This window comes from Xylophilus sp. PBN-3R, from assembly GCF_057747805.1.
In genome coordinates, this window is record NZ_CM173225.1 from 1,778,577 (window position 1) to 1,799,239 (window position 20,663).

21 protein-coding genes are annotated in these 20,663 nt (G+C 66.0%); 3 read left to right on the forward strand and 18 right to left on the reverse strand.

Annotated features, from left to right (window positions below; genetic code table 11):
* Positions 1-6 precede the first annotated feature (6 nt).
* From AC3ANW_RS08270 to AC3ANW_RS08355, 18 genes are all read right to left on the reverse strand, one after another.
* The gene (locus tag AC3ANW_RS08270; protein WP_488344703.1) at positions 7-711 is read right to left on the reverse strand and encodes an SDR family NAD(P)-dependent oxidoreductase; all 705 of its coding nucleotides are present in this window, start codon (positions 709-711) and stop codon (positions 7-9) included.
* 3 nt (positions 712-714) lie between these two features.
* The gene (locus AC3ANW_RS08275; RefSeq protein ID WP_488344704.1) at positions 715-1,428 is read right to left on the reverse strand and encodes a GntR family transcriptional regulator; all 714 of its coding nucleotides are present in this window, start codon (positions 1,426-1,428) and stop codon (positions 715-717) included.
* Positions 1,425-2,360: a DMT family transporter gene (locus tag AC3ANW_RS08280; RefSeq protein ID WP_488344705.1), complete on the reverse strand. Its 936-nt coding sequence runs from the start codon at positions 2,358-2,360 to the stop codon at positions 1,425-1,427. Before AC3ANW_RS08280 ends, AC3ANW_RS08275 begins: the two co-directional genes overlap by 4 nt.
* Before the next feature lies 1 nt (position 2,361).
* Positions 2,362-3,633 (reverse strand): Zn-dependent hydrolase, encoded by a 1,272-nt coding sequence (locus AC3ANW_RS08285; protein WP_488344706.1) that lies wholly within the window; start codon positions 3,631-3,633, stop codon positions 2,362-2,364.
* Positions 3,630-4,685: a histone deacetylase family protein gene (locus AC3ANW_RS08290; RefSeq protein WP_488344707.1), complete on the reverse strand. Its 1,056-nt coding sequence runs from the start codon at positions 4,683-4,685 to the stop codon at positions 3,630-3,632. The genes AC3ANW_RS08285 and AC3ANW_RS08290 overlap by 4 nt, the downstream gene beginning before the upstream one ends.
* A gap of 11 nt (positions 4,686-4,696) precedes the next feature.
* On the reverse strand, positions 4,697-6,076 hold the full coding sequence (locus AC3ANW_RS08295; RefSeq protein ID WP_488344708.1) for an aspartate aminotransferase family protein: 1,380 nt from the start codon (positions 6,074-6,076) through the stop codon (positions 4,697-4,699).
* Between the two features lie 35 nt (positions 6,077-6,111).
* Positions 6,112-7,071, reverse strand: a complete 960-nt coding sequence (locus AC3ANW_RS08300; protein ID WP_488344709.1) for a 2-hydroxyacid dehydrogenase — start codon at positions 7,069-7,071, stop codon at positions 6,112-6,114.
* An 8-nt stretch (positions 7,072-7,079) separates the two neighbouring features.
* Positions 7,080-8,726, reverse strand: a complete 1,647-nt coding sequence (locus AC3ANW_RS08305; RefSeq protein ID WP_488344710.1) for a dipeptide ABC transporter ATP-binding protein — start codon at positions 8,724-8,726, stop codon at positions 7,080-7,082.
* A gap of 1 nt (position 8,727) precedes the next feature.
* Complete coding sequence (locus tag AC3ANW_RS08310) at positions 8,728-9,570, reverse strand: ABC transporter permease (protein WP_488344711.1); 843 nt, start codon at positions 9,568-9,570, stop codon at positions 8,728-8,730.
* 15 nt (positions 9,571-9,585) lie between these two features.
* Positions 9,586-10,560, reverse strand: coding sequence for an ABC transporter permease (locus AC3ANW_RS08315; RefSeq protein ID WP_488344712.1), 975 nt, complete (start codon positions 10,558-10,560; stop codon positions 9,586-9,588).
* An 82-nt stretch (positions 10,561-10,642) separates the two neighbouring features.
* Positions 10,643-12,208, reverse strand: a complete 1,566-nt coding sequence (locus AC3ANW_RS08320) for an ABC transporter substrate-binding protein (RefSeq protein WP_488344713.1) — start codon at positions 12,206-12,208, stop codon at positions 10,643-10,645.
* 74 nt (positions 12,209-12,282) lie between these two features.
* Positions 12,283-13,071 (reverse strand): class II aldolase/adducin family protein, encoded by a 789-nt coding sequence (locus AC3ANW_RS08325; RefSeq protein WP_488345385.1) that lies wholly within the window; start codon positions 13,069-13,071, stop codon positions 12,283-12,285.
* Positions 13,072-13,274: 203 nt separating this feature from the next.
* Positions 13,275-13,904 carry a glycerol-3-phosphate 1-O-acyltransferase PlsY gene (plsY, locus tag AC3ANW_RS08330; RefSeq protein ID WP_488344714.1) on the reverse strand — a complete coding sequence of 210 codons (630 nt, stop codon included), beginning with the start codon at positions 13,902-13,904 and terminating at the stop codon, positions 13,275-13,277.
* 44 nt (positions 13,905-13,948) lie between these two features.
* On the reverse strand, positions 13,949-14,443 hold the full coding sequence (gene ybaK, locus AC3ANW_RS08335; protein ID WP_488344715.1) for a Cys-tRNA(Pro) deacylase: 495 nt from the start codon (positions 14,441-14,443) through the stop codon (positions 13,949-13,951).
* Positions 14,444-14,484: 41 nt separating this feature from the next.
* Positions 14,485-15,513 (reverse strand): GGDEF domain-containing protein, encoded by a 1,029-nt coding sequence (locus tag AC3ANW_RS08340; protein WP_488345386.1) that lies wholly within the window; start codon positions 15,511-15,513, stop codon positions 14,485-14,487.
* Positions 15,514-15,720: 207 nt separating this feature from the next.
* Positions 15,721-16,458: a tRNA (guanosine(46)-N7)-methyltransferase TrmB gene (trmB, locus tag AC3ANW_RS08345; RefSeq protein ID WP_488344716.1), complete on the reverse strand. Its 738-nt coding sequence runs from the start codon at positions 16,456-16,458 to the stop codon at positions 15,721-15,723.
* A 19-nt stretch (positions 16,459-16,477) separates the two neighbouring features.
* Positions 16,478-17,374, reverse strand: a complete 897-nt coding sequence (gene gluQRS / locus AC3ANW_RS08350; protein WP_488344717.1) for a tRNA glutamyl-Q(34) synthetase GluQRS — start codon at positions 17,372-17,374, stop codon at positions 16,478-16,480.
* A complete protein-coding gene (locus AC3ANW_RS08355) occupies positions 17,374-18,321 on the reverse strand; it encodes a LysR family transcriptional regulator (protein ID WP_488344718.1) in 948 nt (315 codons plus the stop codon). The genes gluQRS and AC3ANW_RS08355 overlap by 1 nt, the downstream gene beginning before the upstream one ends.
* A gap of 133 nt (positions 18,322-18,454) precedes the next feature.
* Here AC3ANW_RS08355 and AC3ANW_RS08360 point away from each other — a divergent pair, with 133 nt between their 5' ends.
* From AC3ANW_RS08360 to AC3ANW_RS08370, 3 genes are read left to right on the forward strand one after another with little or no spacing between them, the layout of a single operon-like run.
* Positions 18,455-19,156: a pirin family protein gene (locus tag AC3ANW_RS08360; RefSeq protein ID WP_488344719.1), complete on the forward strand. Its 702-nt coding sequence runs from the start codon at positions 18,455-18,457 to the stop codon at positions 19,154-19,156.
* Positions 19,157-19,203: 47 nt separating this feature from the next.
* Positions 19,204-19,764, forward strand: coding sequence for a flavodoxin family protein (locus AC3ANW_RS08365; protein WP_488344720.1), 561 nt, complete (start codon positions 19,204-19,206; stop codon positions 19,762-19,764).
* A 4-nt stretch (positions 19,765-19,768) separates the two neighbouring features.
* A complete protein-coding gene (locus AC3ANW_RS08370; protein WP_488344721.1) occupies positions 19,769-20,662 on the forward strand; it encodes a pirin family protein in 894 nt (297 codons plus the stop codon).
* Position 20,663 lies beyond the last annotated feature (1 nt).

The following is a 20,663-nucleotide window of genomic DNA, read 5'->3' on the forward strand; positions in this document are numbered from 1 at the left end:
AAGGGCTCAGTACTGGGCTTCGACCGTCCAGCTGATGGGGATCTCCGCCACGCTGGCGGTGGCCGGAAGTTCCAGCACCAGGCGTGCGATGCGGGCGATGTCCTCGGGCCGGGTGAGTTGCGGCTGCAGTTCGGCCGGCACCGCGGCCGCCATGTCGGTGGCGACGAAACCGGGACACAGCGCCGTGCTGCGGATGCGGCTTTCGGCGCCGCAATGGCGGATGCCGTGGGCCAGGGCCAGCACGGCCGCCTTGCTCAGCGCGTAAAGCGATGCGCTGGCGGTGCGTATGCGTTTGCCGGCCAGCGACGCGATGACGACCACCTTGCCTTCGTCGGCGGCCAGCAGGTGCGGCCAGGCCTTCTGTGTCAGGCGCAGCGGCGACTTGACGTTGACTTCGAACAGCCGGTCGACCTCTTCGGCGCTGGCCTCGATCACCGACGAGGTGCTGAGGATGCCCGCGTTGTGCACCAGCGCGTCGATGCCGCCGAAGTCGGCGACGGTGGCGGCCACCCAGTCGGTTTCGGACTGTGCGTCCAGGGCGTCGAAGCGATACACCCGCAGCTGTCCGGGCGGCACGCCGTCGAAGGTCACCGGGCCGCGCGCCCCCACGCTCACCCGCCAGCCGTGGGCCAGCAATTCGGTGACGATGGCCCGGCCGATGCCGCGGCCGCCGCCGCTGACCATCGCCACTTTCCCGTTCGTCGTGTTCATGGTTCAGGCTTTCTCGAACAGGCCGCGCACGTGGATACGCGCCACTTCCAGGTGAAACGTCAGCGCCGCCTGCACCCGGGGCACGTCGCGCGCCAGCAATGCCAGCGCGATGGGGCGGTGGGTCTCGGCCAGTTCGTGGCGGTCGCCGTAGGTGTCTTCGGTCAGTGCCAGGAACATGCGCACCTCGGTCTGCATGTTGTCGAACAGCTTGCGCAGGTAGTCGTTGCGTGACAGCTCGCAGAGATAGGCATGGAAGGCGAGGTCCAGCGCCACCCGTTCCGCCTGGTCCAGCACGTCGGCCTGGGCGACCATTTCATCGACCTTGGCGACCACCTCGGCCAGTTCGGCGTCGGTGGCGTTTTCGCAGGCCAGCGCGGCGCTCATCAGTTCGAGGGTGAGGCGCACGCGGTACAGGTCGTCGACCTGTTTGGCGCTGATGGTGCGCACCGCGAAACCGTGGCGCGGCCGGGACACGAGCAGGCCCAGGCTTTCCAGCCGGCGGGCGGCCTCTCGCACCGGCGCCCGGCTGACACCCATCTGCCGCGCCAGTTCCGCCTCGACGATACGTTCGCCCGGCGCGATGCGGCCGGCCAGGATGGCCTGCTGCAGCTGCGCCTCGATGACGCCGACCAGGTCGGGCACTTCTATCGACTTGAAGGCAGGCGACCTGCCGTCCAGCGGTGCGAACAGCGGTGGCCCGCCAGGGGTGTTGGTCATGTCGTCTCCTGAATCTTTTGCAGGTTGGCGCGGGGCGTGCGTCGCGCCGTCGCCAGGTAGGTGCCGGCCGCCAGGATCAGGGCGATGCCGGCCAGCGCCAGGCCGTCGGGCGGGCGCTGGAACCATACGGTGCTGATGACCAGTGCCATCAGCAGTTGCAGGTAATTGAGCGGCGCCAGCGTGGCCGCGCTGACCCGTCGGAAGGCGGCGAGCAGCAGCAGTTGCGCCAGCCCGCTGATACCGCCGCCCGCCAGCAGCAGCAGGGCGGTCGGCAGGTCGGGCAGGGCGGGTTGCGACACGAAGAACCCGGGCACGCTGGTGATGACCAGGCAGAAGAACGCCATGTAGGCGAACTGCACCGGCGCCGGCACCAGGCCGGAAAGGCGGCGGGTAAGAATCTGGAACATGGCGTAGCAGACGGCTGACAGGCCCATCGACGCCGTGCCCCACAGCGGCAGCTTGCCGCCGGGCCGCACGATCAGCAACATGCCGGCGAACCCCAGGCCGACCGCGATCCACTGCACCCTGCCCACCCGCTCGGACAGCAGCCAGGGCGACAGCGCCACCATGAACAGCGGCGCGGTGAAATAGATGGCGGTGGCTTCGGCCAGCGGCATCACCACCAGGGCGGTCATGAAGCTGGTGGCCACGGTGGCGAGCATCAGCGAACGCAGGATCAGCAGGCCCTGGTGCGGCTGTTTCCACGGTGCGATGGCAGCAGCGCCCTCGGCCCGCAGGTGGCGCAGCAGCAGCACCACGGCCATGGTGCCGATGGCGGTGTAGCGCCCCAGGTTGACCATGGTCGGCGCGGTGGTCGCCAGCATGTGTTTGGCAAACGCGTCGTAGCTGGCGAAGGCGACCAGTGCGCCCAGGAACAGCAGCATGCCGTCGCGTGTGTCCCTGCCTTCCCTGCGTTTGCCGGTGGACGTCATTTCAGGCGACCACTCCCGAGTGGGTCAGCATGGCGCCCAGCAGCACGTTGGCGCCGGCTTCCAGATGGCGCGGTTCGGCATCCTCGATCTCGTTGTGGCTGATGCCGTCGCGGCAGGGCACGAAGATCATGGAAGTGGGCGCGATGCGGGCCATGTACACCGCGTCGTGGCCGGCGCCGGTGACGATGTCGCGGTAGCTGTAGCCGCGCCTGGCGGCTTCGTCGCGCACCGCGTCGACCATGTCCCGGGCGAATGGAGTCGGCGGGAATTCCTGCACGTCCTTCACGTCGAACGTCACGCCGAAACGGGTTGACAGGTCGGCTGCGGTCTTGCGGAACCGTTCTTCCATGCGGTCGAGCAGGGCGGCGTCCTGGTGGCGCAGGTCGACGGTGAAGCTGACCTTGCCGGGGATCACGTTGCGGGAGTTGGGGAACACGTTCACCGTGCCCACCGTGCCGCGGCCGTGGGGCGCGAATTCGGGAGCATTTGCGATGTCGATGATGGCCTGCATGAGATAGGTGGCGGCATACAGCGCGTCGCGCCGCATCTCCATCGGCGTGGGGCCGGCGTGCGCCTCCATGCCGGTCACGGTGACGTCCCACCAGCGCAGGCCCAGCGAACCGGTGACCACGCCGATGACGGTGTCCTCGGCTTCCAGGATGGGGCCTTGCTCGATGTGGGCCTCGAAATAACTGCCGAGCTTGACGGTGCCGATGGGTGCGCCCTTGCCGTAGCCGATGGCCTGCAATTCGTCGCGCACCGACAGGCCGTCCACATCGACCGCCGACAGTGCGGTCTCCAGCGGAAAGACGCCGCAATGCACACCCGAGCCCATCATCACCGGCACGAAACGGGTGCCTTCCTCATTGGTCCAGATGACCAGGGCCAGCGGGGCCTCGGTCTCGATGTTCTGCTGCTGCAGCGTGCGCATCACTTCGAGCCCGGCCATGACGCCGTAGCAGCCGTCGAACTTGCCGCCGGTCGGCTGGGTGTCGATGTGGCTGCCGGTGGCGACCGGCGGCAGCGCCATGTTGCGGCCAGGGCGCACGCCGAAGATGTTCCCGACCTCGTCGACGGTGACGGTCAGGCCGGCTTCGCGCATCCAGCCGCTGACCAGGTCGCGTCCCTGGCCGTCGAGCGCTGTGAGCGCCAGGCGGCAGTTGCCACCCTTGGGTGTGGCGCCGATCTTTGCCAGTTCCATCAGGGCCGACCACATGCGGTCGCTGTCGATGGAAAGGGATGGTTTCAGTGTCGTGGTGTTCATGTCGTTCATGGCTGAAGCCCTTCGAGGAACGCATCGAGTGCGATGCCGATGGCGTCGACCATGTAGCCGCCTTCCTGCACCAGCACGGTGGGGATGCCGAGTTTCCTGACCCGCTCGCCGGCCAGGCGGAAGCATTGGTAATCGAAGCCGAGCAGGGCGGTCGGGTCGCCCTTCAGTCCGTCGAACCCCAGCGGCAGCACCAGGGCCTGGGCGCCGAACGTCTCGATGGCCGCGAAGGCGGTGTCCAGCGCGGCGGTGAACTCGGCGATGCCGCTGCCGTTGGCCAGCGGCAGGTTGAGGTTGAAACCTTCGCCAGCACCGGATCCGGTTTCGTGTGCGTAGCCGGTGTACCAGGGGTACTGGCCGGCCGGGTCGGTGTGGGTGGAGACGGTCAGCACATCCGAGCGTTCGTAGAAGATGTGCTGGGTGCCGTCGCCATGGTGGGCGTCGATGTCCAGTACCGCGACCCGGTCGAATTCCTGGCGCAACCGGGCGGCGGCCGCCGCGCTGTTGTTGGCGTAGCAGAAGCCGCCGGCCCGGTCGAAATAGGCATGGTGGCCGGACGGGCGGCACAGCGCGTAGGCGACGTTGTCGCCGGCCAGCACCGCGTCGGCCGCTGCCGCTGCGGCATGCGAAGAACGCAGGATGGACTTCCAGCTGTTGGGGCCGATGGGGCAGGAAAGATCGGTGATGTAGTAACCGGTCTGCGCCACGATGTGCGGCGACGGGCAGGGACCGCGTTTGTGGCCGGCCGCATAACTCACGCCATACGGCGAACCGTTGGGCAGCACCTCGATGCCGGGGTCCTTGCCTTCGGTGCGCAGGGCCTCCCAGCGTTCGTAGGCGGTTTCGAGATAGTCCAGGAAGTCGAGGCTGTGCACCTGCTCCAGCGGGCCGCGGCCGAGATCGGGTGACTCGGTCACGGTGATGCCGCGTGTCTTCAGCGCCGCCATCAGCGCCTCTGCGCGGGCGGGCAGGTCGGTGGGGTGGACGATGCGGCCCAGCCGCATGAACTGCTGCGGGTCGTGCAGCAACTGATCGTTGGAAAAGAAGGCCTGCATCGTTGGGTTCCTCAAACGGCGGCTGCCATTTCGGCCTCGAGCCTGTCGAAGGCGCGGCCAAGGCGGGCGAACAGGTCGGTGAGTTCTTCTGCGGTGATGATCAGCGGCGGGCACAGGCCGATGGCATCGCCCATGGCACGCACGATGAGGCCTTCTTCGAGCGCCAGCGCAGCCAGTCGGTAACCCACCTTGCGGTCGGCGGCAAAAGGCTTGTGGGCGGCCTTGTCTTCCACGATCTCGATGGCGCCGATCAGGCCGACACCACGGCATTCGCCCACCAGCGCGCGGCCGGCAAACGAGCGGACGGCAGCCTGGAATTGCGGTGCCAGCGACTGCACGTGGCCGAGGATGTCCTCTTCCTCGTAGACCTTCAGGGTCTCGAGTGCGACGGCGCTGGCCACCGGATGGCCCGAGTAGGTGTAGCCGTGGCCGAAGGTGCCGATCTTGCCGCTGTTGGCGGCGATGGCCGCATGCACCTTGTCGTTGACCATCACCGCCGAAATGGGCACGTAGCCCGACGACAGCGCCTTGGCACAGGTCAGGATGTCGGGTTTCATGCCGAAGGTGGTCGAGCCGAACATGTTGCCGGTGCGGCCGAAACCGCAGATCACTTCGTCGGCGATCAGCAGCACATCGTGTCTGGCCAGCACGGCCTGCACTTTTTCGAAATAGGTGGCGGGCGGGACCACCACGCCGCCGGCACCCATCACGGGTTCGGCGATGAAGGCGGCAACGGTGTCGGCGCCTTCGGCCAGGATCTGCTGCTCCAGCGATTCTGCCAGGCGGGTAGCGAAGTCTTCCTCGCTTTCGCCGGGCTTGGCGTTGTAGTAATGGTGCGGCGTGTCGGTGTGCAGGAAACGGTCCAGCGGCAGGTCGAAGTCGCGGTGGTTGGCGTCCAGGCCGCCCAGGCTGGCGGCGGCCACTGTCACGCCGTGGTAGGCGCGCTTGCGGGCGATGATCTTCTTCTTGGCCGGCTTGCCGATGGCGTTGTAGTAGTACCAGACCATCTTCACCGCGCTGTCGTTGGCCTCGGAGCCCGAGTTGGCGAAGAACACCCGCGCCATCGGCACTGGCGCGAGGGCCAGCAGGCGCTCGGCCAGCTGCACCACGGCGGGGTTGGTGCGCTGGTTGAACGTGTGGTAGTAGGGCAGCGTGTTCAGGGCCTCGGCCCCGGCTGCGGCCAGGCGTTTGTTGCTGAAGCCGAGCGAAGCGCACCACAGGCCCGACATGCCTTCGAGGTAGCGTCTGCCGGTGTCGTCCTTCACGTAGATGCCGTCACCTTCGACGACCACCAGCGGCGGCGTGGTGGGCAGGGCGGCCAGGTTGGTGTAGCTGTGCAGGTGGACGGCGACGTCCTGTTGGCCGATGGTTCCGGTATGGGTGTTTTGCATTTTTCGGTTCCTTTGGATGGATGGCGAGAGGGCGTTCAGTAGCCGCGTGCGAAATCGAGCGCGTGCAGGGCGGCGTCGGGCTGGTCCAGCCGGTCCAGGTTCTGGAAGGTCTGGCGGGCGATGACGGCCGGGTTGGTGCGGGTGGCGATGTGCGGCGTGACGATCACCTTCGGGTGGTGCCAGAAGGGATGGTCGGCGGCCAGCGGCTCGACTACGAAGGCGTCGAGCGTGGCGAAACCCAGGCGGCCGTCGTCCAGCGCGGCCAGCAGGTCGGCGTCGACCACGTGCTGGCCGCGGCCGGCGTTGACCAGGTGGGCGCCGCGCGGAAGCTGGTCGAAAAGGTCGCTGTTGAGCACACCCTCGGTCTCTTCGGTCAGTGGCAGCAGGCAGACCAGGGTGTCGCAACCCGACAGGAACTCGGCCCGGCCTTCGGTGCCGTGGAAGGCCTCGATGCCGTCGGGCAGGTCGGTCTTGGCGGTGCGGCTCCAGCCACGCACCTGGTAGCCGATGGCCAGCAGCGCCTGCGCTGCGGCCATGCCCAGCGTGCCCAGTCCGGCAATGCCGACGGTGTGGGTGACCGGCGGGATGATGGGCAGCAGCTGGTCCCATTTGCCCAGGCGGCTGTTGGCCGCATAGGCACCCAGCTTGCGCTGGTGGTTGATGACGGCCCAGGCCACATAGGCGGTCATGCCGCCGGCCATGTCGCTGTCGACGATGCGGCAGATCGGCACCCGCGGCAGGGTCGGGTCGACCGTCAGGTGGTCGATGCCGGCGCCCAGCGACTGCACCATGCGCAGGTTCGGCATGCTGGCCAGCAGGCCTTCGGGCGGGGCCCAGCAGACGGCGGCGTCGATGTCGGCGCGGTCTCCCAGGTTGTCGCCGCGGGTGTCGTGGGTGCGGAATTCGGCATCGGGGCGTTCGGCCTTCAGGGCCTTGACCAGGTAGTCGACCTGGACGGTGGTGCTGACGACGGCGATAACGGGTTTCTTGCTCATGGCTGGGCTCAGGCTGCGGTTTCGATGGTTGTCTCTGTTTGCGGTGCCTGCGTCAGGCGCGGCACCGCTTCGATCAGCGTGCGGGTGTAGGCATGCTGCGGATCGGCGAGCACCTTGGCGGTCTCGCCGTATTCGACGATCCTGCCGCGCTGCATCACCGCGATGTGGTCGCACATCTCACCGGCCACACGCAGGTCGTGGGTGATGAAGACCATGGCCAGTTGGAACCGTTCGCGCACCTCGGCGAACAGCTTCAGCACCTGGGCCTGCACCGACACGTCGAGGGCGGATACCGGCTCGTCGGCCACCAGCAGCTCCGGTTCCATGGCCAGCGCCCGGGCGATGCCGATACGCTGGCGCTGGCCGCCGGAAAACTGGTGCGGGAACCGGTCCAGCGCCTCGGGCCCCAGGCCCACCAGTTGCAGCAGTTCGGCCGCGCGTTTCAGCGCTTCGGCCTTGGGCACGCCCTGGGCGATGGGGCCTTGCGAGATGGCCGCGCCGATGCGGTGGCGCGGGTTGAGCGATGCATACGGGTCCTGGAAGACCATCTGGATCTTGCCGCGCGACTGGGCGCGGAACTCGGCGCCGTTGGTGGCGAGGATCCTGCCCTTGAACATGATCCGGCCGCTGTCGAACGGCGCCAGGCCGACCATGCAGCGACCCACGGTCGACTTGCCCGAACCGGACTCGCCGACGATGCCCAGCGTCTGGCCGCGCCGCAGTTCGAAGTTGAGCCCGTTGCAGGCGTGCACCTTGCGGCCGGCCTTGAACAGGCCGCCGCCGGTGATGTAGGTCTTGTGCAGGTCCTGCACCTGCAGTACGAAGGGCTCTTCGCTGGCCTTTTCAGGCTCGCGCATGGTGCCCTGCGGAATCGCGGCGATCAGCTTCTGCGTGTAGGCGTGTTGCGGGTTGCGCAGCACGTCGGCGGCGGCGCCGGACTCGACCACCACACCGGTCTGCATCACCACCACCTGGTCGGCGATTTCGGACACCACACCGAAGTCGTGGGTGATGAACAGCACGGCGGTGCCCTTGCGCTGCTGCAGGTCCTTGATGAGCTTCAGGATCTGCGCCTGGGTCGTCACGTCGAGCGCAGTGGTCGGCTCGTCGCAGATCAGCAGGGCCGGTTCCATGGCCAGGGCGCAGGCGATGATGACCCGCTGGCGCTGGCCGCCGGACAGGCGGAACGGGTAGCTGTCGATCAGCACTTCCGGCTCGGGCAGGCCGACGTCGGTCAGGGCGGCGATGATGCGCTGGCGTTTCTCGGCGGCGCTCAAACTGATGTGGGCGTCGAACACCTCGGCGATCTGGTCGCCGATGCGCATCACCGGGTTGAGCGCGGTCATCGGCTCCTGGAACACCATGCCGACACGCCGGCCGCGCAGGGTGCGCAGCTGGTTCTCGTCGAGCTTGAGCAGGTCCTGGCCGTCGAACAGGATGGTGCCGGCCACGGGTTCCACATGCGGCCGGGGCAGCAGGCCCATGATGGCGTTGGCGATCATCGACTTGCCGGATCCGGATTCGCCGACCACACACAAGGTCTGGCCGGGCAGCAGCGTCAGGGCGGCGCCCTTGACGGCCAGTTCGCGGTCCGCACCCTGGGGCAGGCGGATGTCCAGGCCGGTGATTTCCAGTACAGGGTTCACGGGGTTCATTTCAGCGGCCCTTTCCGTCGGAACGTGCGTTGAGGCCGTCGTTGAGGCCTTCACCGACGAGGTTGAGTGCCAGCACGGTCAGCAGGATGGCGACACCGGGGAACAGCGCCATCCACCAGGCCTGGCGCAGCACGGTGCGGGCCGATCCGACCATGTAGCCCCAGCTCATCTGGTTGGGGTCGCCCAGGCCGAGGAAGCTCAGGGACGACTCGAGCAGGATGGCGGTGGCGATCATCAGCGAGGCCATCACCACGATGGGCGAGGCGGCGTTGGGCAATATCTGCGTGAGGATGATGCGCGGCGTGGACTGGCCGGCAAGCTCGGCCGCAGCCACGAAATCGCGCTGGCGCAGGGTGAGGAATTCACTGCGCACCAGTCGCGCCACGGGCGGCCACGACACGACGGCGATGGCCACCACGATGGACTTGACCGAAGGCTCGAAGATGGCCACCAGCACGATCGCCAGCGCGAAGCTGGGGATGGCCTGGAACAGTTCGGTGAAACGCATCAGCGCCGCGTCGATCCAGCCGCCGAAGTAGCCGGCGACCGCGCCGATGGTCACGCCGATCAGCAGCGAGACCACGGTCGACACGAAGCCGATGAGCAGCGACACACGAGCGCCGCCGACGATGCCCGACAGGATGTCGCGGCCCATGGTGTCTGTGCCCAGCGGCAGTTCGTGGTCGGCCAGGGGATGAACGAAAGGCGCGCCCACCATGTCCCACGGACTGTTGGTGGCCAGCCAGGGACCGAAGGCCACCACCAGGCCCACGAGGGCCAGCACGAAGAGGCCGAAGACGGCGCCCTTGTTGCGGCAGAAACGCTGCCAGAAAGTGCTTTTCATGATTCTTTCCTGTGCTTAGGAGAGTTCGATGCGAGGGTCGACGAGCGTGTAGACCAGATCGGTGATCAGGTTGAACAGCACGGCCATGGCCGCGGTGAACAGGAAACAACCCAGCAGCAGGTTGTAGTCGCGCTGCAGCAGCGCATCGAACATCAGCCGGCCGATGCCGGGCCAGGCGAATACGGTTTCGGTCAGCACCGCGCCGCCGATCATCCCGCCGGCCTGGATGCCGGCCAGGGTGACGACCGGCAGCAGGGCGTTGCGCAGGATGTGCCTGCGCTGGATTTTTCCGGGCGCCACGCCCTTGGCGCGAGCGGTTTTCACGAAGTCCATCTGCGCCACTTCGAGCATCGAGGCGCGGGTCATGCGGGCATACACCGCCATGTAGAACAGGGCCAGGGTGAGGGAGGGCAGCAGCAGGTGCTGGAAGATGTCCCATGCCTTGGCGAAGCCGTGCAGGTCGGCGCCGACGGTGAAGTATCCGAAGGCCGGCAGCCAGTCGAGCTGCACGGTGAACACCAGCACCGCCATCATCGCCAGCCAATAGAGCGGCGTGGCATAGAAGATGAGCGCCACCACGGTGATGACACTGTCGATCCAACTGCCCACATGGCGGCTGGCCAGTGCCCCCAGGGCCACGCCGAAGATGAGCGACATGACGAAAGCCGAGCCGGTCAGCAGCAGGGTGGCCGGCAGGCGGTCGAGGATGAGTTTGACCACCGGCTGCTGCTGGCGGTACGAGTATCCGAGGTCGAGCTGGGCCACGTGCTTGAGATAGGTGCCGAGCTGTTCGGGGAGGGACTTGTCCAGGCCGAACTGCTGGCGCAGCTGGGCCACGAACTGCGGGTCGGAAGCACCCGCTTCGCCGGCCATGATGGACACAGGATCGCCGGGCGCTGAGTGCACCAGCATGAAGTTGACGGTGGCGATCAGCATCAGGGCCAGCAGGCCTTGAAGTATTCGCACGGACATGAACTGGAGTCTTTTCATGGGGGGCTTCGGGTAATGCGGCGGCTGCGGCCCCTGCCTGTGCGGCAGGGGTCGTCAGTCGGTTGCGGGAGACGCGGTGGCGTCAGGCGATAGACGCGCGGCCCAGGCTGTCGTTCAGGCCGATGCCTGACGAGACCGGGTTCTTGACCTTGGTGCGGTAAAGCGTCGGGAAGTTGATCTCGTGCAGCCAGGCGACCGGCACGTCGGTGACCAGGATCTTCTGGACTTCGAGGTAGATCGCCTTGCGTTTTTCAGGGTCGGCTTCCTTGGCGCCTGCGGCGAACAGCTCGTCGACCTTGGGATTGCTGTAGCCGGACACGTTGTTGAAAGGCGAACCCTTGGCGATGTTGTCGCTGGTGTAGTTGCGGCTGACGCCGAGTGCCGGGTCGCCGTACTGGTACACGTAGGTGAAGGCCAGGTCGAAGTCCCATTCGTTGCAGCGCTGGTTCCAGCCGGCGACGTCGGTGGCGACCATGTCGACCTTGATGCCGGCCTGCGTCAGGTTCTGGCGCACGATCTCGGCCTGGCGCTGCCACGACTCGCCGTAGGGCAGGGGCAGCAGGCGGATGGTTTCGCCCTTGTAGCCGGCTTCGGCCAGCAGTGCCTTGGCCTTGGCGATGTCGCGCGGGTACTTCGGCACGTCGGCGCTGGCAAAGCTGATGTGGCTGTTGAAGGGACCGGTGGCCGGCTTGGCGAAACCGTACCAGGCGATCTTGGCCATGGCGTCGCGGTCGATGGCCGTCCAGATGGCCTGGCGGAATTTGACGTTGTCCATCGGCTTGGTGCGGTTGTTGATCCACAGCCACGAATGCGGCGCGAAGAACTCCCAGCCCTTGGTGGTGACGGCGGTGCCTGGCAGCTTGCTCAGGCGATCGACGTCGAAGTATTCGACCGCGCCACCCGGAGCGATGTCGATCTTGCCGGACTCGAAGGCGGCGGCGCGTGCTGCGGCGTCGGGGATGACGTGAAAGTACACGTTCTCCACGCCGACGGCGCCGGCCTGGTGGTATTCGGTGTTGGCGACCAGCTGGATATAGGTGCCCTTGACCCATTCCTTGAACTTCAGCGGACCGGTGCCGATCGGCGTGGCATTGGCCGGGTTGGTGGCGAAATCGGTGTTTTCGTAGATGTGTTTGGGCACCATCGGCATGGTGCCGTTCTCGAAGATGCCGAGGAACGGGCCGAAGGGTTGCTTGAGGGTGAACTGCACCGTCAGCGGATCGAGCGCCTTGATCGACTCCACCTGGGCCAGCGATGCGCGGAAACGTGCGTGCATCTTGCGCAGGAACACGTCGCACGAGAACACCACGTCGGCCGAGGTGAAGGGCTTGCCGTCATGCCACTTGACGCCGGGCTTGAGCTTGAAGGTGTAGACCTTGGCATCCGGGCTGACCGTCCACGAGGTGGCCAGTTGCGGCTGCGGCTTCAGGTTTTCGTCATAGCGCAGCAGGCCTTCATAGATGTTGCCTGCGATCAGCTGCGTCGGGCCGTTCTGCACGATGCCCATCATCAGGCCCGGCGGTTCGGGCTGGACCAGCACGTTCAGCGTGCCCTTCTTGGCCTGTGCCAGCGCATGGAGCGGCACGCCGGCAATCGACAGGCCCAGGGCGGCGGCGGGTACCGCTTGAATCAGATGACGACGTTTCATGGTGAGCTAGTCCCTTTCTGGGGAGATGAAGGTTCGGAACGCTGGAGAAAAATCGGGCGCGGGTCAGCCTCGGATCAGCTGCGGTAGGGAGTGGAAGTCGCGGGTTCGAGGCGCTGCAGCATGGCGCGCCATTCGCGGGCGTAAGGGTCCTTGCCGCCGTTCGCCAGCCGGTTGGTGTCACCGCTTTCATATTGGCGGGCGGTCAGCTCGCACACCTCGTGCGGCACCGGATTGACGGCCTGGCCGGTGCTCTGCAGGGCGACCTGCACCTTGCAGGCACGCTCCAGGTTGTGCATCAGGATGAAGGCCTCGGCCACGCTGCGGCCGGTGGTCAGCAGTCCGTGGTTGCGCAGGATCATGGCGCGGGCGGTGGAGCCGAGGTCGGCCACCAGCCGCTCGCGCTCTTCGTGGTTGAGGGCGATTCCCTCGAACGTGTGATACACGACGCGGTTGTAGAACTGCAGCGCCCACTGGTTGCAGGGCTGCAGGCCGCCGGCCATGGAGGCCACCGCCACGCCTGCGACGGTGTGGGTGTGCAGTACGCAGACGGCATCGTGGCGGGCCGCGTGAACGGCGCTGTGGATGGTGAACCCTGCCGGGTTCACATCGTGTTCGGTCGGCTCGACGATGTTGCCGTCCAGGTCGATCTTGACCAGCGACGATGCGGTGATGTCGCGGTAGAGCGTGCCGAACGGGTTGATCAGGAACTGGTCTTCACGGCCCGGCACGCGTGCCGAAATGTGAGTGTAGATGCCGTCGTCCATGCCGAACTCGGCGACCAGGCGGTAGCAGGCGGCGAGGTCTTCTCGCAAGCGGCGCTCCGCGTCGGTGATGCCCGGCTGGAAACCGCTGGTGCGGCGGATCGGGACGGCGCCCGCGTTGGCAGTTCTTTCCACGTTTTCTCCATGCAACCAGACCGCGCGGCGATCTTGGTGTTGTGATCTGTCAGCTGTCGACAGATGACATTACGCATAGAGCGTGCCTGGGTTTCTAAGAGGAAAAACCCGGGAGCGTCAAAGAAAACGTCGGTTTTGGTGCTTGGGTTGCACCAAACGCGGGTGCGGTGTCAGCGTTTGCGGCCCAGGCGTGATTCTTCACCCGCCAGCAGGCGCCGGATGTTGAGACGGTGGCGCCAGACCAGCAGCAGCGCCATGGCGGCGATGGCCGCGCTGACGGATGTGGAGCGCGGCCAGGCGATGCCGCCGCCCAGCACTGCGAAGAAAGGCGCGAACACGGCCGCGACCAGGGATGCGAGGGATGAATAACGGAAGAACACCGCGACGATGAGCCAGGTCAGCGCCGTTGCCAGACCGAGCAGCGGAGCGATGCCGAGCAGCACACCGAGCGCCGTCGCGACGCCCTTGCCGCCCTGGAAACGGAAGAACACCGGATACAGATGACCGAGGAAAGCGGCGAGCCCTGCCAGGGCGACGGCGCTGTCGTCGAGGCCGTGGGCCGGCCCGAAGACACGCACCAGGAAGACCGGGAGCCAACCCTTGGCGGCGTCAAGCACCAGCGTGGCGATGGCGGCCTTCTTGCTGCCGGAGCGCAGCACGTTGGTGGCGCCGGGGTTGCCGCTGCCGTAGCTCCGCGGGTCTGCCAGGCCCATGGACCGGCTGACCAGCACGGCGAACGACAAGGAACCGACGAGGTAGGCGGCCAGCGTGGTCAGCAGGGTGAGGGTCAGGGGTGTCATGGCGGCTGTCTGTCTTTATGGGAGTCGGGGGCGGGAGGCGGCGGCTATTCTGCCAGCGCGCAGTGCACCGGTTTTGCTCCGAGCAGCTGGGTGCAGACCTTGGGGTCTATGCCGACGAGGTAACCGCGGCGGCCGCCGTTGATGCAGATCCTCGGCAGGGCGAGGATGGTTTCTTCCACATAGACCGGCATGTCGCGTTTCGTGCCGAATGGAGAAGTGCCCCCTACCTGATAACCGCTATGGCGATTGGCCACCTCCGGTTTACAGGGCTCAACCGATTTGGCGCCTATCTGCCTTGCAAGGTTCTTGGTGGAGACGGTGCGGTTACCGTGCATCAGGACAAGTAATGGTCTGGCGTCCTGGTCCTGCATTACCAGCGTCTTGATGACCGTGTAGGGGTCCTGGCCGAGTTCTTTGGCGCTGTGCTGAGCCCCGCCGTGTTCCAGGTATTCGTAGGGATGCTCGGTAAAATCTATCTTGTGTTTTTTCAGGAGTTGTGTGGCGGGGGTCTCGCTGATGTGGACTTGTTTTTTCGCCATTAATCAAAAAGCTGCTGAAGCAAACCGAAGAACCACAAAGCCTAAAACAATTCGACGTCATCATGCGCAACATCCGCCGCATGCAATTGCCCGCTTTTCATCAGTTCCTCGTAATAACAAACCTGGTTCCGACCATTCTCCTTGGCGTGATAAAGCGCCTGGTCCGCATGGCCCATGATTTCGACCGGTGCGCCGCGGCCGGCACTGGTGAACCCGACACTGACCGTCACCTGTCCGACCTGCGGAAAGGCGAACTGCTCGATATTCATGCGGAACCGGTTGAATATCAGCTGGGCCTGTTCGAGCGACGCCTGACGCAGCAGCACGACAAACTCCTCACCACCGAACCGGAAAATCCGGTCCTGGCTGCGGAAGGAGGACTTCAGCAGGTTGGCGACCAGAATCAGGACCTCGTCGCCATACACATGGCCGAAGCGGTCGTTGACCTGCTTGAAATGGTCGATATCGACAACCGCCAGCCATTGCGCGTCAGGCGCTTCGCCAGTCAGCGACACGGCCGGCGTGTCACGCGCATGCCGCGAAAACTGCTCGTCGAAAGTCTTGCGGTTGAAGAGGCCGGTCAGCGCGTCACGTTCGCTGTAATCCAGCAGGCTCTGATAATTTCGGTAAACCTCGACGATGCCGTTGATGACATCCAGCGTCTGCTGGGTATAGGGCGTGTCGTTGGCAATTTCCAGGCAGGCGACGATGCGGTCGTCCAGCCGCACCGGCAACCACAGCCGGTAACTGCCATCGGGTTCGGTATGGGAAATGCTGTTGGACCGCTGCTCCAGACCACGCACCAGATCGGTGTAGCTTGTCAGCGGGAGGCATTGGCTGTCGGGCACTGCCGCGGCATCGCCGGGCAACATCTCGCCGTCCACCAGAAGGACGTAGGGCCGTACATAACTCACGTCCTTCATCAGGAAGAACTCGAGTTTGCGGACTTCGCGCATGCCGACGAGGTGACGAAGCGCAGAGATCACCGAGAATTCCAGTCGCGTGTGATCGCGGTGACCGGTGATCTCGACAAGGTGCTGGAGGATCGGGGACGGGTTAGTTTGTGTCATCAACTGTGATGCAAGTTCGGTGAACGCCAAGCCATCGAATCAGGTGTTTCCGTCTCCAAGCGCTTTTCGTAGCTGCTTTAGCCTTGCCAATAACTCATGTGAGTAACGCAACGGCAGATGATCGCATGCACCTATGACCCCCGGCAAGTTTGCAACTACTTACCGGTGGTCGATAGTTTCCATAACCGTAGTAACCGCCAGTACGTGTCAGACCTTGCGAAATACCAGGTCCCAGACGCCGTGGCCCAGGCGCAAGCCGCGGTTTTCGAACTTGGTGAGTGGGCGATAGCCGGGCCGCTCCGCATAGGTTTCCGAAGTGTTGGCCAGTTGTTGTTCGGCTGACAGTACTTCCAGCATCTGTTCTGCATAAGGCTGCCAGTCGGTCGCGCAGTGCAGATAACCGCCGGGCGACAGGCGGCTGGCCAGACGCGAGATGAGTGCGGCCTGCACCAGCCGCCGTTTGTTGTGGCGTTTCTTGTGCCACGGGTCGGGGAAGAAAATGTGCACGCCCGCCAGCATGCCGGGCTCGAGCATGTGATCGATGACCTCTACCGCGTCGTGTTTCAGGATACGGATGTTGTGCAGGTTCTGCTCGCCGATGCGTTTGAGCAATGCGCCGACGCCCGGGTCATGGACCTCGCAGCAGAGGAAGTTTTCGTCCGAGCGCAGCGCCGCGATGTGCGCGGTGGCCTCGCCCATGCCGAAGCCGATTTCGAGAATCAGCGGCGCTGTGCGGCCGAAGGCGGCGGATGGATCGAAGGCTCCGGGCCGGTACGGCAGAAGGAACTTTCCGCCCAGCTCGGCGAATGCCCGTGTCTGGCCGGTCGTCGTGCGACCGGTTCGCAGCACGTAACTCTTGATGGTCTTGCGAAAGACGGGTGCGCCCTCCGCCGGAAGTTCGGCGGCGGGCGATTCGGTGGGGGTAGGGTCTGGGAGCTGGCTCACCCGTGAATTGTAGAAGGGGTCAACCGGCCTTCGTCCAGGCGTCGCGCCAGGGCGTTATCCACCGTGCCAGCAACTCTGCCGGAGGCCTTTGCGGATCGCCCGTCGGCAGCCCGAGGTGCGCTGCCGCGGCGCACAGGGCCAGTGCGGGACGGGTCTCGTCGAAGGCCTGCGCACCGTTCTGTTTGGACAGCTTTTCGCCGCCGGCCGCTACCACCAGCGGCGTGTGCAGGTAGCGCGGCGTGCCGACGCCGAGTGCGCGTTGCAGCACGATCTGCCTGGCCGTGTTGTCCATCAGGTCGAGGCCGCGGACGACATCGGTCACGCCTTGCGCAGCGTCGTCCGCGACGACTGCCAGTTGATAGGCCCAGAGGCCGTCGGCACGCCGCAGCACGAAGTCGCCGACGGTGTGTTCGACGTCCTGCGACTGTGCGCCGGCGTGGCGGTCTTGCCAGTCGACCGGCGAGGCTTGCAGGTCAGTCCGCAGCCTCCAGGCGCGCGGTGCGAGACCGTGGAGTCCGTGGCGACAGATGCCCGGATAGGGCAGGGCCGCGTTCCGTTCGCGTGTGATGCCGCGTTCGGCCTGCGCACGGGCGATGTCCTGCCGCGAGCATCCGCAGGGATAGGCGAGTCGGTCGGCGAGCAGGCGGTCCAGCGCCATGCGGTAGGCGTCGCCGCGCTGCGACTGGAACCAAGGCGTCTCGTCCGGCAGCAAGGCACAGGCCTGCAACTGGCCGAGGATGCGTTCGGCCGCGCCGGGCACGCAGCGCGGTGTGTCGACGTCTTCGATGCGCACCAGCCAGACACCGCCGTGGGCACGCGCGTCGAGCCAACTGGCCAGCGCGGCGACCAGCGATCCCGCATGCAGCGGGCCGGTCGGCGACGGGGCGAAGCGCCCGATGTAACCGTGCCGATCCATCACGAGCCCACGGGCCCATGCGGCCGATCCAGCAGGGCCGCGCGGGTGGTCGGACTGTCCAGTTGTTGAAGCCACCAGGCGAGTGCCCGACCTGGCGTGGTGTTCGAGCCGCGCCATGCGTAACCCACGCGGTAGATGCGGGGCGGGCGGTCCAGTTTCTTCTCGACCAGGTGGCCGGCCGCCAGGTAAGGCCGGGCCATCGGCAGCGGCACCGCTCCGGCGCCCAGGCCGCGCAACTGGGCGTCGAGTTTTGCCTGCATCGACGGCACGGTCAGCACGTCCTGCCCGGCGAACAGGCCGACCGTCGCACCGCCGCCGCGCTGGACCGAATCGGCCACGGCGACCGCGCGGTGCTTGCGCATCTCGATGTCCGTCAGCGGGCCGGCCACCTTCGCCAGCGCATGGTGCGGTGCGACGACGTAGATGAATTCGACCTCGCCCAGCGGCCGGTAATGCAGGGCGGAAGTCGCCGGGTTTTCGACACTCACACCGAGCGCCAGGTCGGCCTGGCCGCTGTTGAGCGCTTCAAGCGTACCGGTCAGGATTTCGTCGCGCAGCTTGAGTTGCGTGGGCGGCGCCAGGGTGAAGAAGGCGGCGGTCAGCTCCAGTACTGTGGTGCGTTCGATCAGGCCGTCGATCGCGATGGTGAACTGCGGTTCCCATCCGGTGGCGACGCGCCGCACCCGGTTGGCCACCGCGTCGATTTCGTCGAGCAGGCGCGCGCCTTCACGCAGCAGTTCGCTGCCGGCGGTGGTCAGGCGTGCCTGGCGAGAGCTGCGATCGAACAGCAGTGCATCGAGCGCATCCTCGACCTGACGCACCCGGTAGGTCAGGGCGCTGGGCACCAGCCCCAGGCTGCGCGCGGCGGCGGCAAAACTTCCTTCGCGGGCGATGCGCTGCAACAGCGCCAGGGTGTCGGGGGTCAGGACGTCCCGGGGAGTTTGCATATCAAAGGCGTGACTGTTCGAATAATTTGAATGATGACATCAAATGCACCGCACCGCGAGGTTCAGGCAGGAGCCTAAAGTTGCTCCATCGCCTCTCGCACACATTGCAGCGAAGGCCCCCAGGAGATTCACGATGCTGACCATTCGTCCCTCGCAAGAACGTGGCTATGCCGATCACGGCTGGCTCAAGTCGTTCCACAGCTTTTCCTTCGCCGGTTATTACGACCCGAAGCACATGGGTTACGGCAACCTGCGGGTGATCAACGAAGACCGCGTGGCGGCCGGCGGCGGTTTCGGCACCCATGCCCACCGCGACATGGAAATCATCAGCTACGTCCTGGACGGCGAACTGGCGCACCAGGACAGCATGGGCAACGTCAAGGGCATTCCGCCGGGTGACGTACAGCGCATGAGCGCCGGCAACGGGGTGCAGCACAGCGAGTTCAACCATGCGCAGGGCAAGGCGACCCACTTCTTGCAGATCTGGATTCAGCCCAACGTCAAGGGCATTCCGCCGAGCTACGAACAGAAGGCGTTCGGCACCGAAGAAAAACGCGGCAAGCTGCGGCTCGTGGCCTCGCCGGACGGTGCCGACGGCTCGGTGCTGATCCATGCCGATGCCTCGCTGTACGCCGGCCTGTTCGACGGCGCCGAAACCGCCCGGGTATCAATCGACCCGAAACGCAAGGCCTATGTGCACCTGGTGCGCGGCGAGGCCAGCGTGAACGGTGTCGAGCTGCACGGCGGCGACGCCGCGATGATCGAGGCCGAATCGGCCATCACCATCGACCGCGGACGTGATGCCGAAGTGCTTGTGTTCGATCTGGCCGCCTGATTTCGTTGTTATCGTCCCGTTTTTTTCTGTCCCATAGAAAGTTATCCATGACCCGCACCGTTGTCGTCTACCACTCCGGCTATGGCCATACCCAACGCCTGGCCCAATCCGTCGCCGAAGGCGCATCGGCCGAGCTGATCGCCATCGATGCCGAAGGCAACATCAGCGAAGCCGACTGGGCCACGCTGGCTGCCGCCGATGCCATCATTTTCGGCTCGCCGACCTACATGGGCGGCGCCAGCTGGCAGTTCAAGAAGTTTGCCGACGCCTCGTCCAAGCCCTGGTTCGGCCGCGCCTGGCAGGACAAGATCTTCGGCGGCTTCACCAACAGCGCCAGCCTCAACGGCGACAAGGGTTCGACCCTGGCGTACTTCGTCACGCTGGCTTCGCAGCACGGCGGCATCTGGGTGAGCCTGGGCAAGCTGCCGTCCAACGCCAAGGCCGCTCAACGCAACGACGTCAACAACCTGGGCGGCTCCATCGGCGCGCTGGCCCAGAGCCCGTCGGACGCCAGCGTGGCCGAAATGCTGCCGGGCGACCTGGAAACCGGCCGCCTCTACGGCGAACGTGTAGCCGCCGTGGCGGCACGACTGGCCAAGGCGGCCTGAGAACATGGGCGCCGCACCGCAAGACCACCTGACCCTGAAGCCGCACGACCGTGACCTGGGTGGCGGTTTTGTGGTGCGCCGCACCCTGCCGGCCGCTGCCAGACGCTCGGTCGGGCCATTTGTCTTTTTCGACCACTTCGGTCCTTCGGACGAGCGTCCGGAAAATCTTCACGACGTACGCCCGCATCCGCATATCGGGCTGGCGACCGTGACCTACCTTTTCGAAGGTGCCATCCACCACCGGGACAGCATCGGTTCCGACCAGGTGATCGAACCCGGCGCGGTCAACTGGATGAGCGCCGGCCGCGGCATCGTGCATTCCGAGCGCCGCCCGGAGCGCTTGCGGGGCAGCGTCTACCGCAACCACGGCCTGCAGCTCTGGGCCGCCCTGCCGGCCGAACTGGAGGAATCCGATCCGTCGTTCACCCACGTGGCGGCGGCGGACATCCCGGCCTCTGGCCAGGGTGGCGCAACGGTTCGGGTGCTCATTGGCGAGGTGTTCGGTGCCAGGTCGCCGGTGCCGGCTGCTGGCGGCACCGTTTTCCTGGATGTCGAAATGCCTGCCGGAAGCCGGCTGGAGTTGCCGGCCCTCGCCGAAGAGCTTGCGGTCTACCCGGTCGACGGCGCGGTATCGGTCGATGGTGAACTGCTGGCGCAGGCTGAAATGTCGGTGCTGTCCGCCGGCAGCGGCTGCGTGCTGGAATCCGATGGTCCCGTGCGCCTGGTGGTGGTGGGAGGCAATGCGCTGGGCGAGCATCGTTTCCTGTGGTGGAACTTCGTATCAACACGCAAGGAGCGGGTGGCCCAGGCCGCACGAGACTGGGCGGCGGGCGCGATGGGCGGAGTTTCGGGCGACGACGAATTCATACCGTTGCCCGACCGGCCGCTGCCCGGCTGAG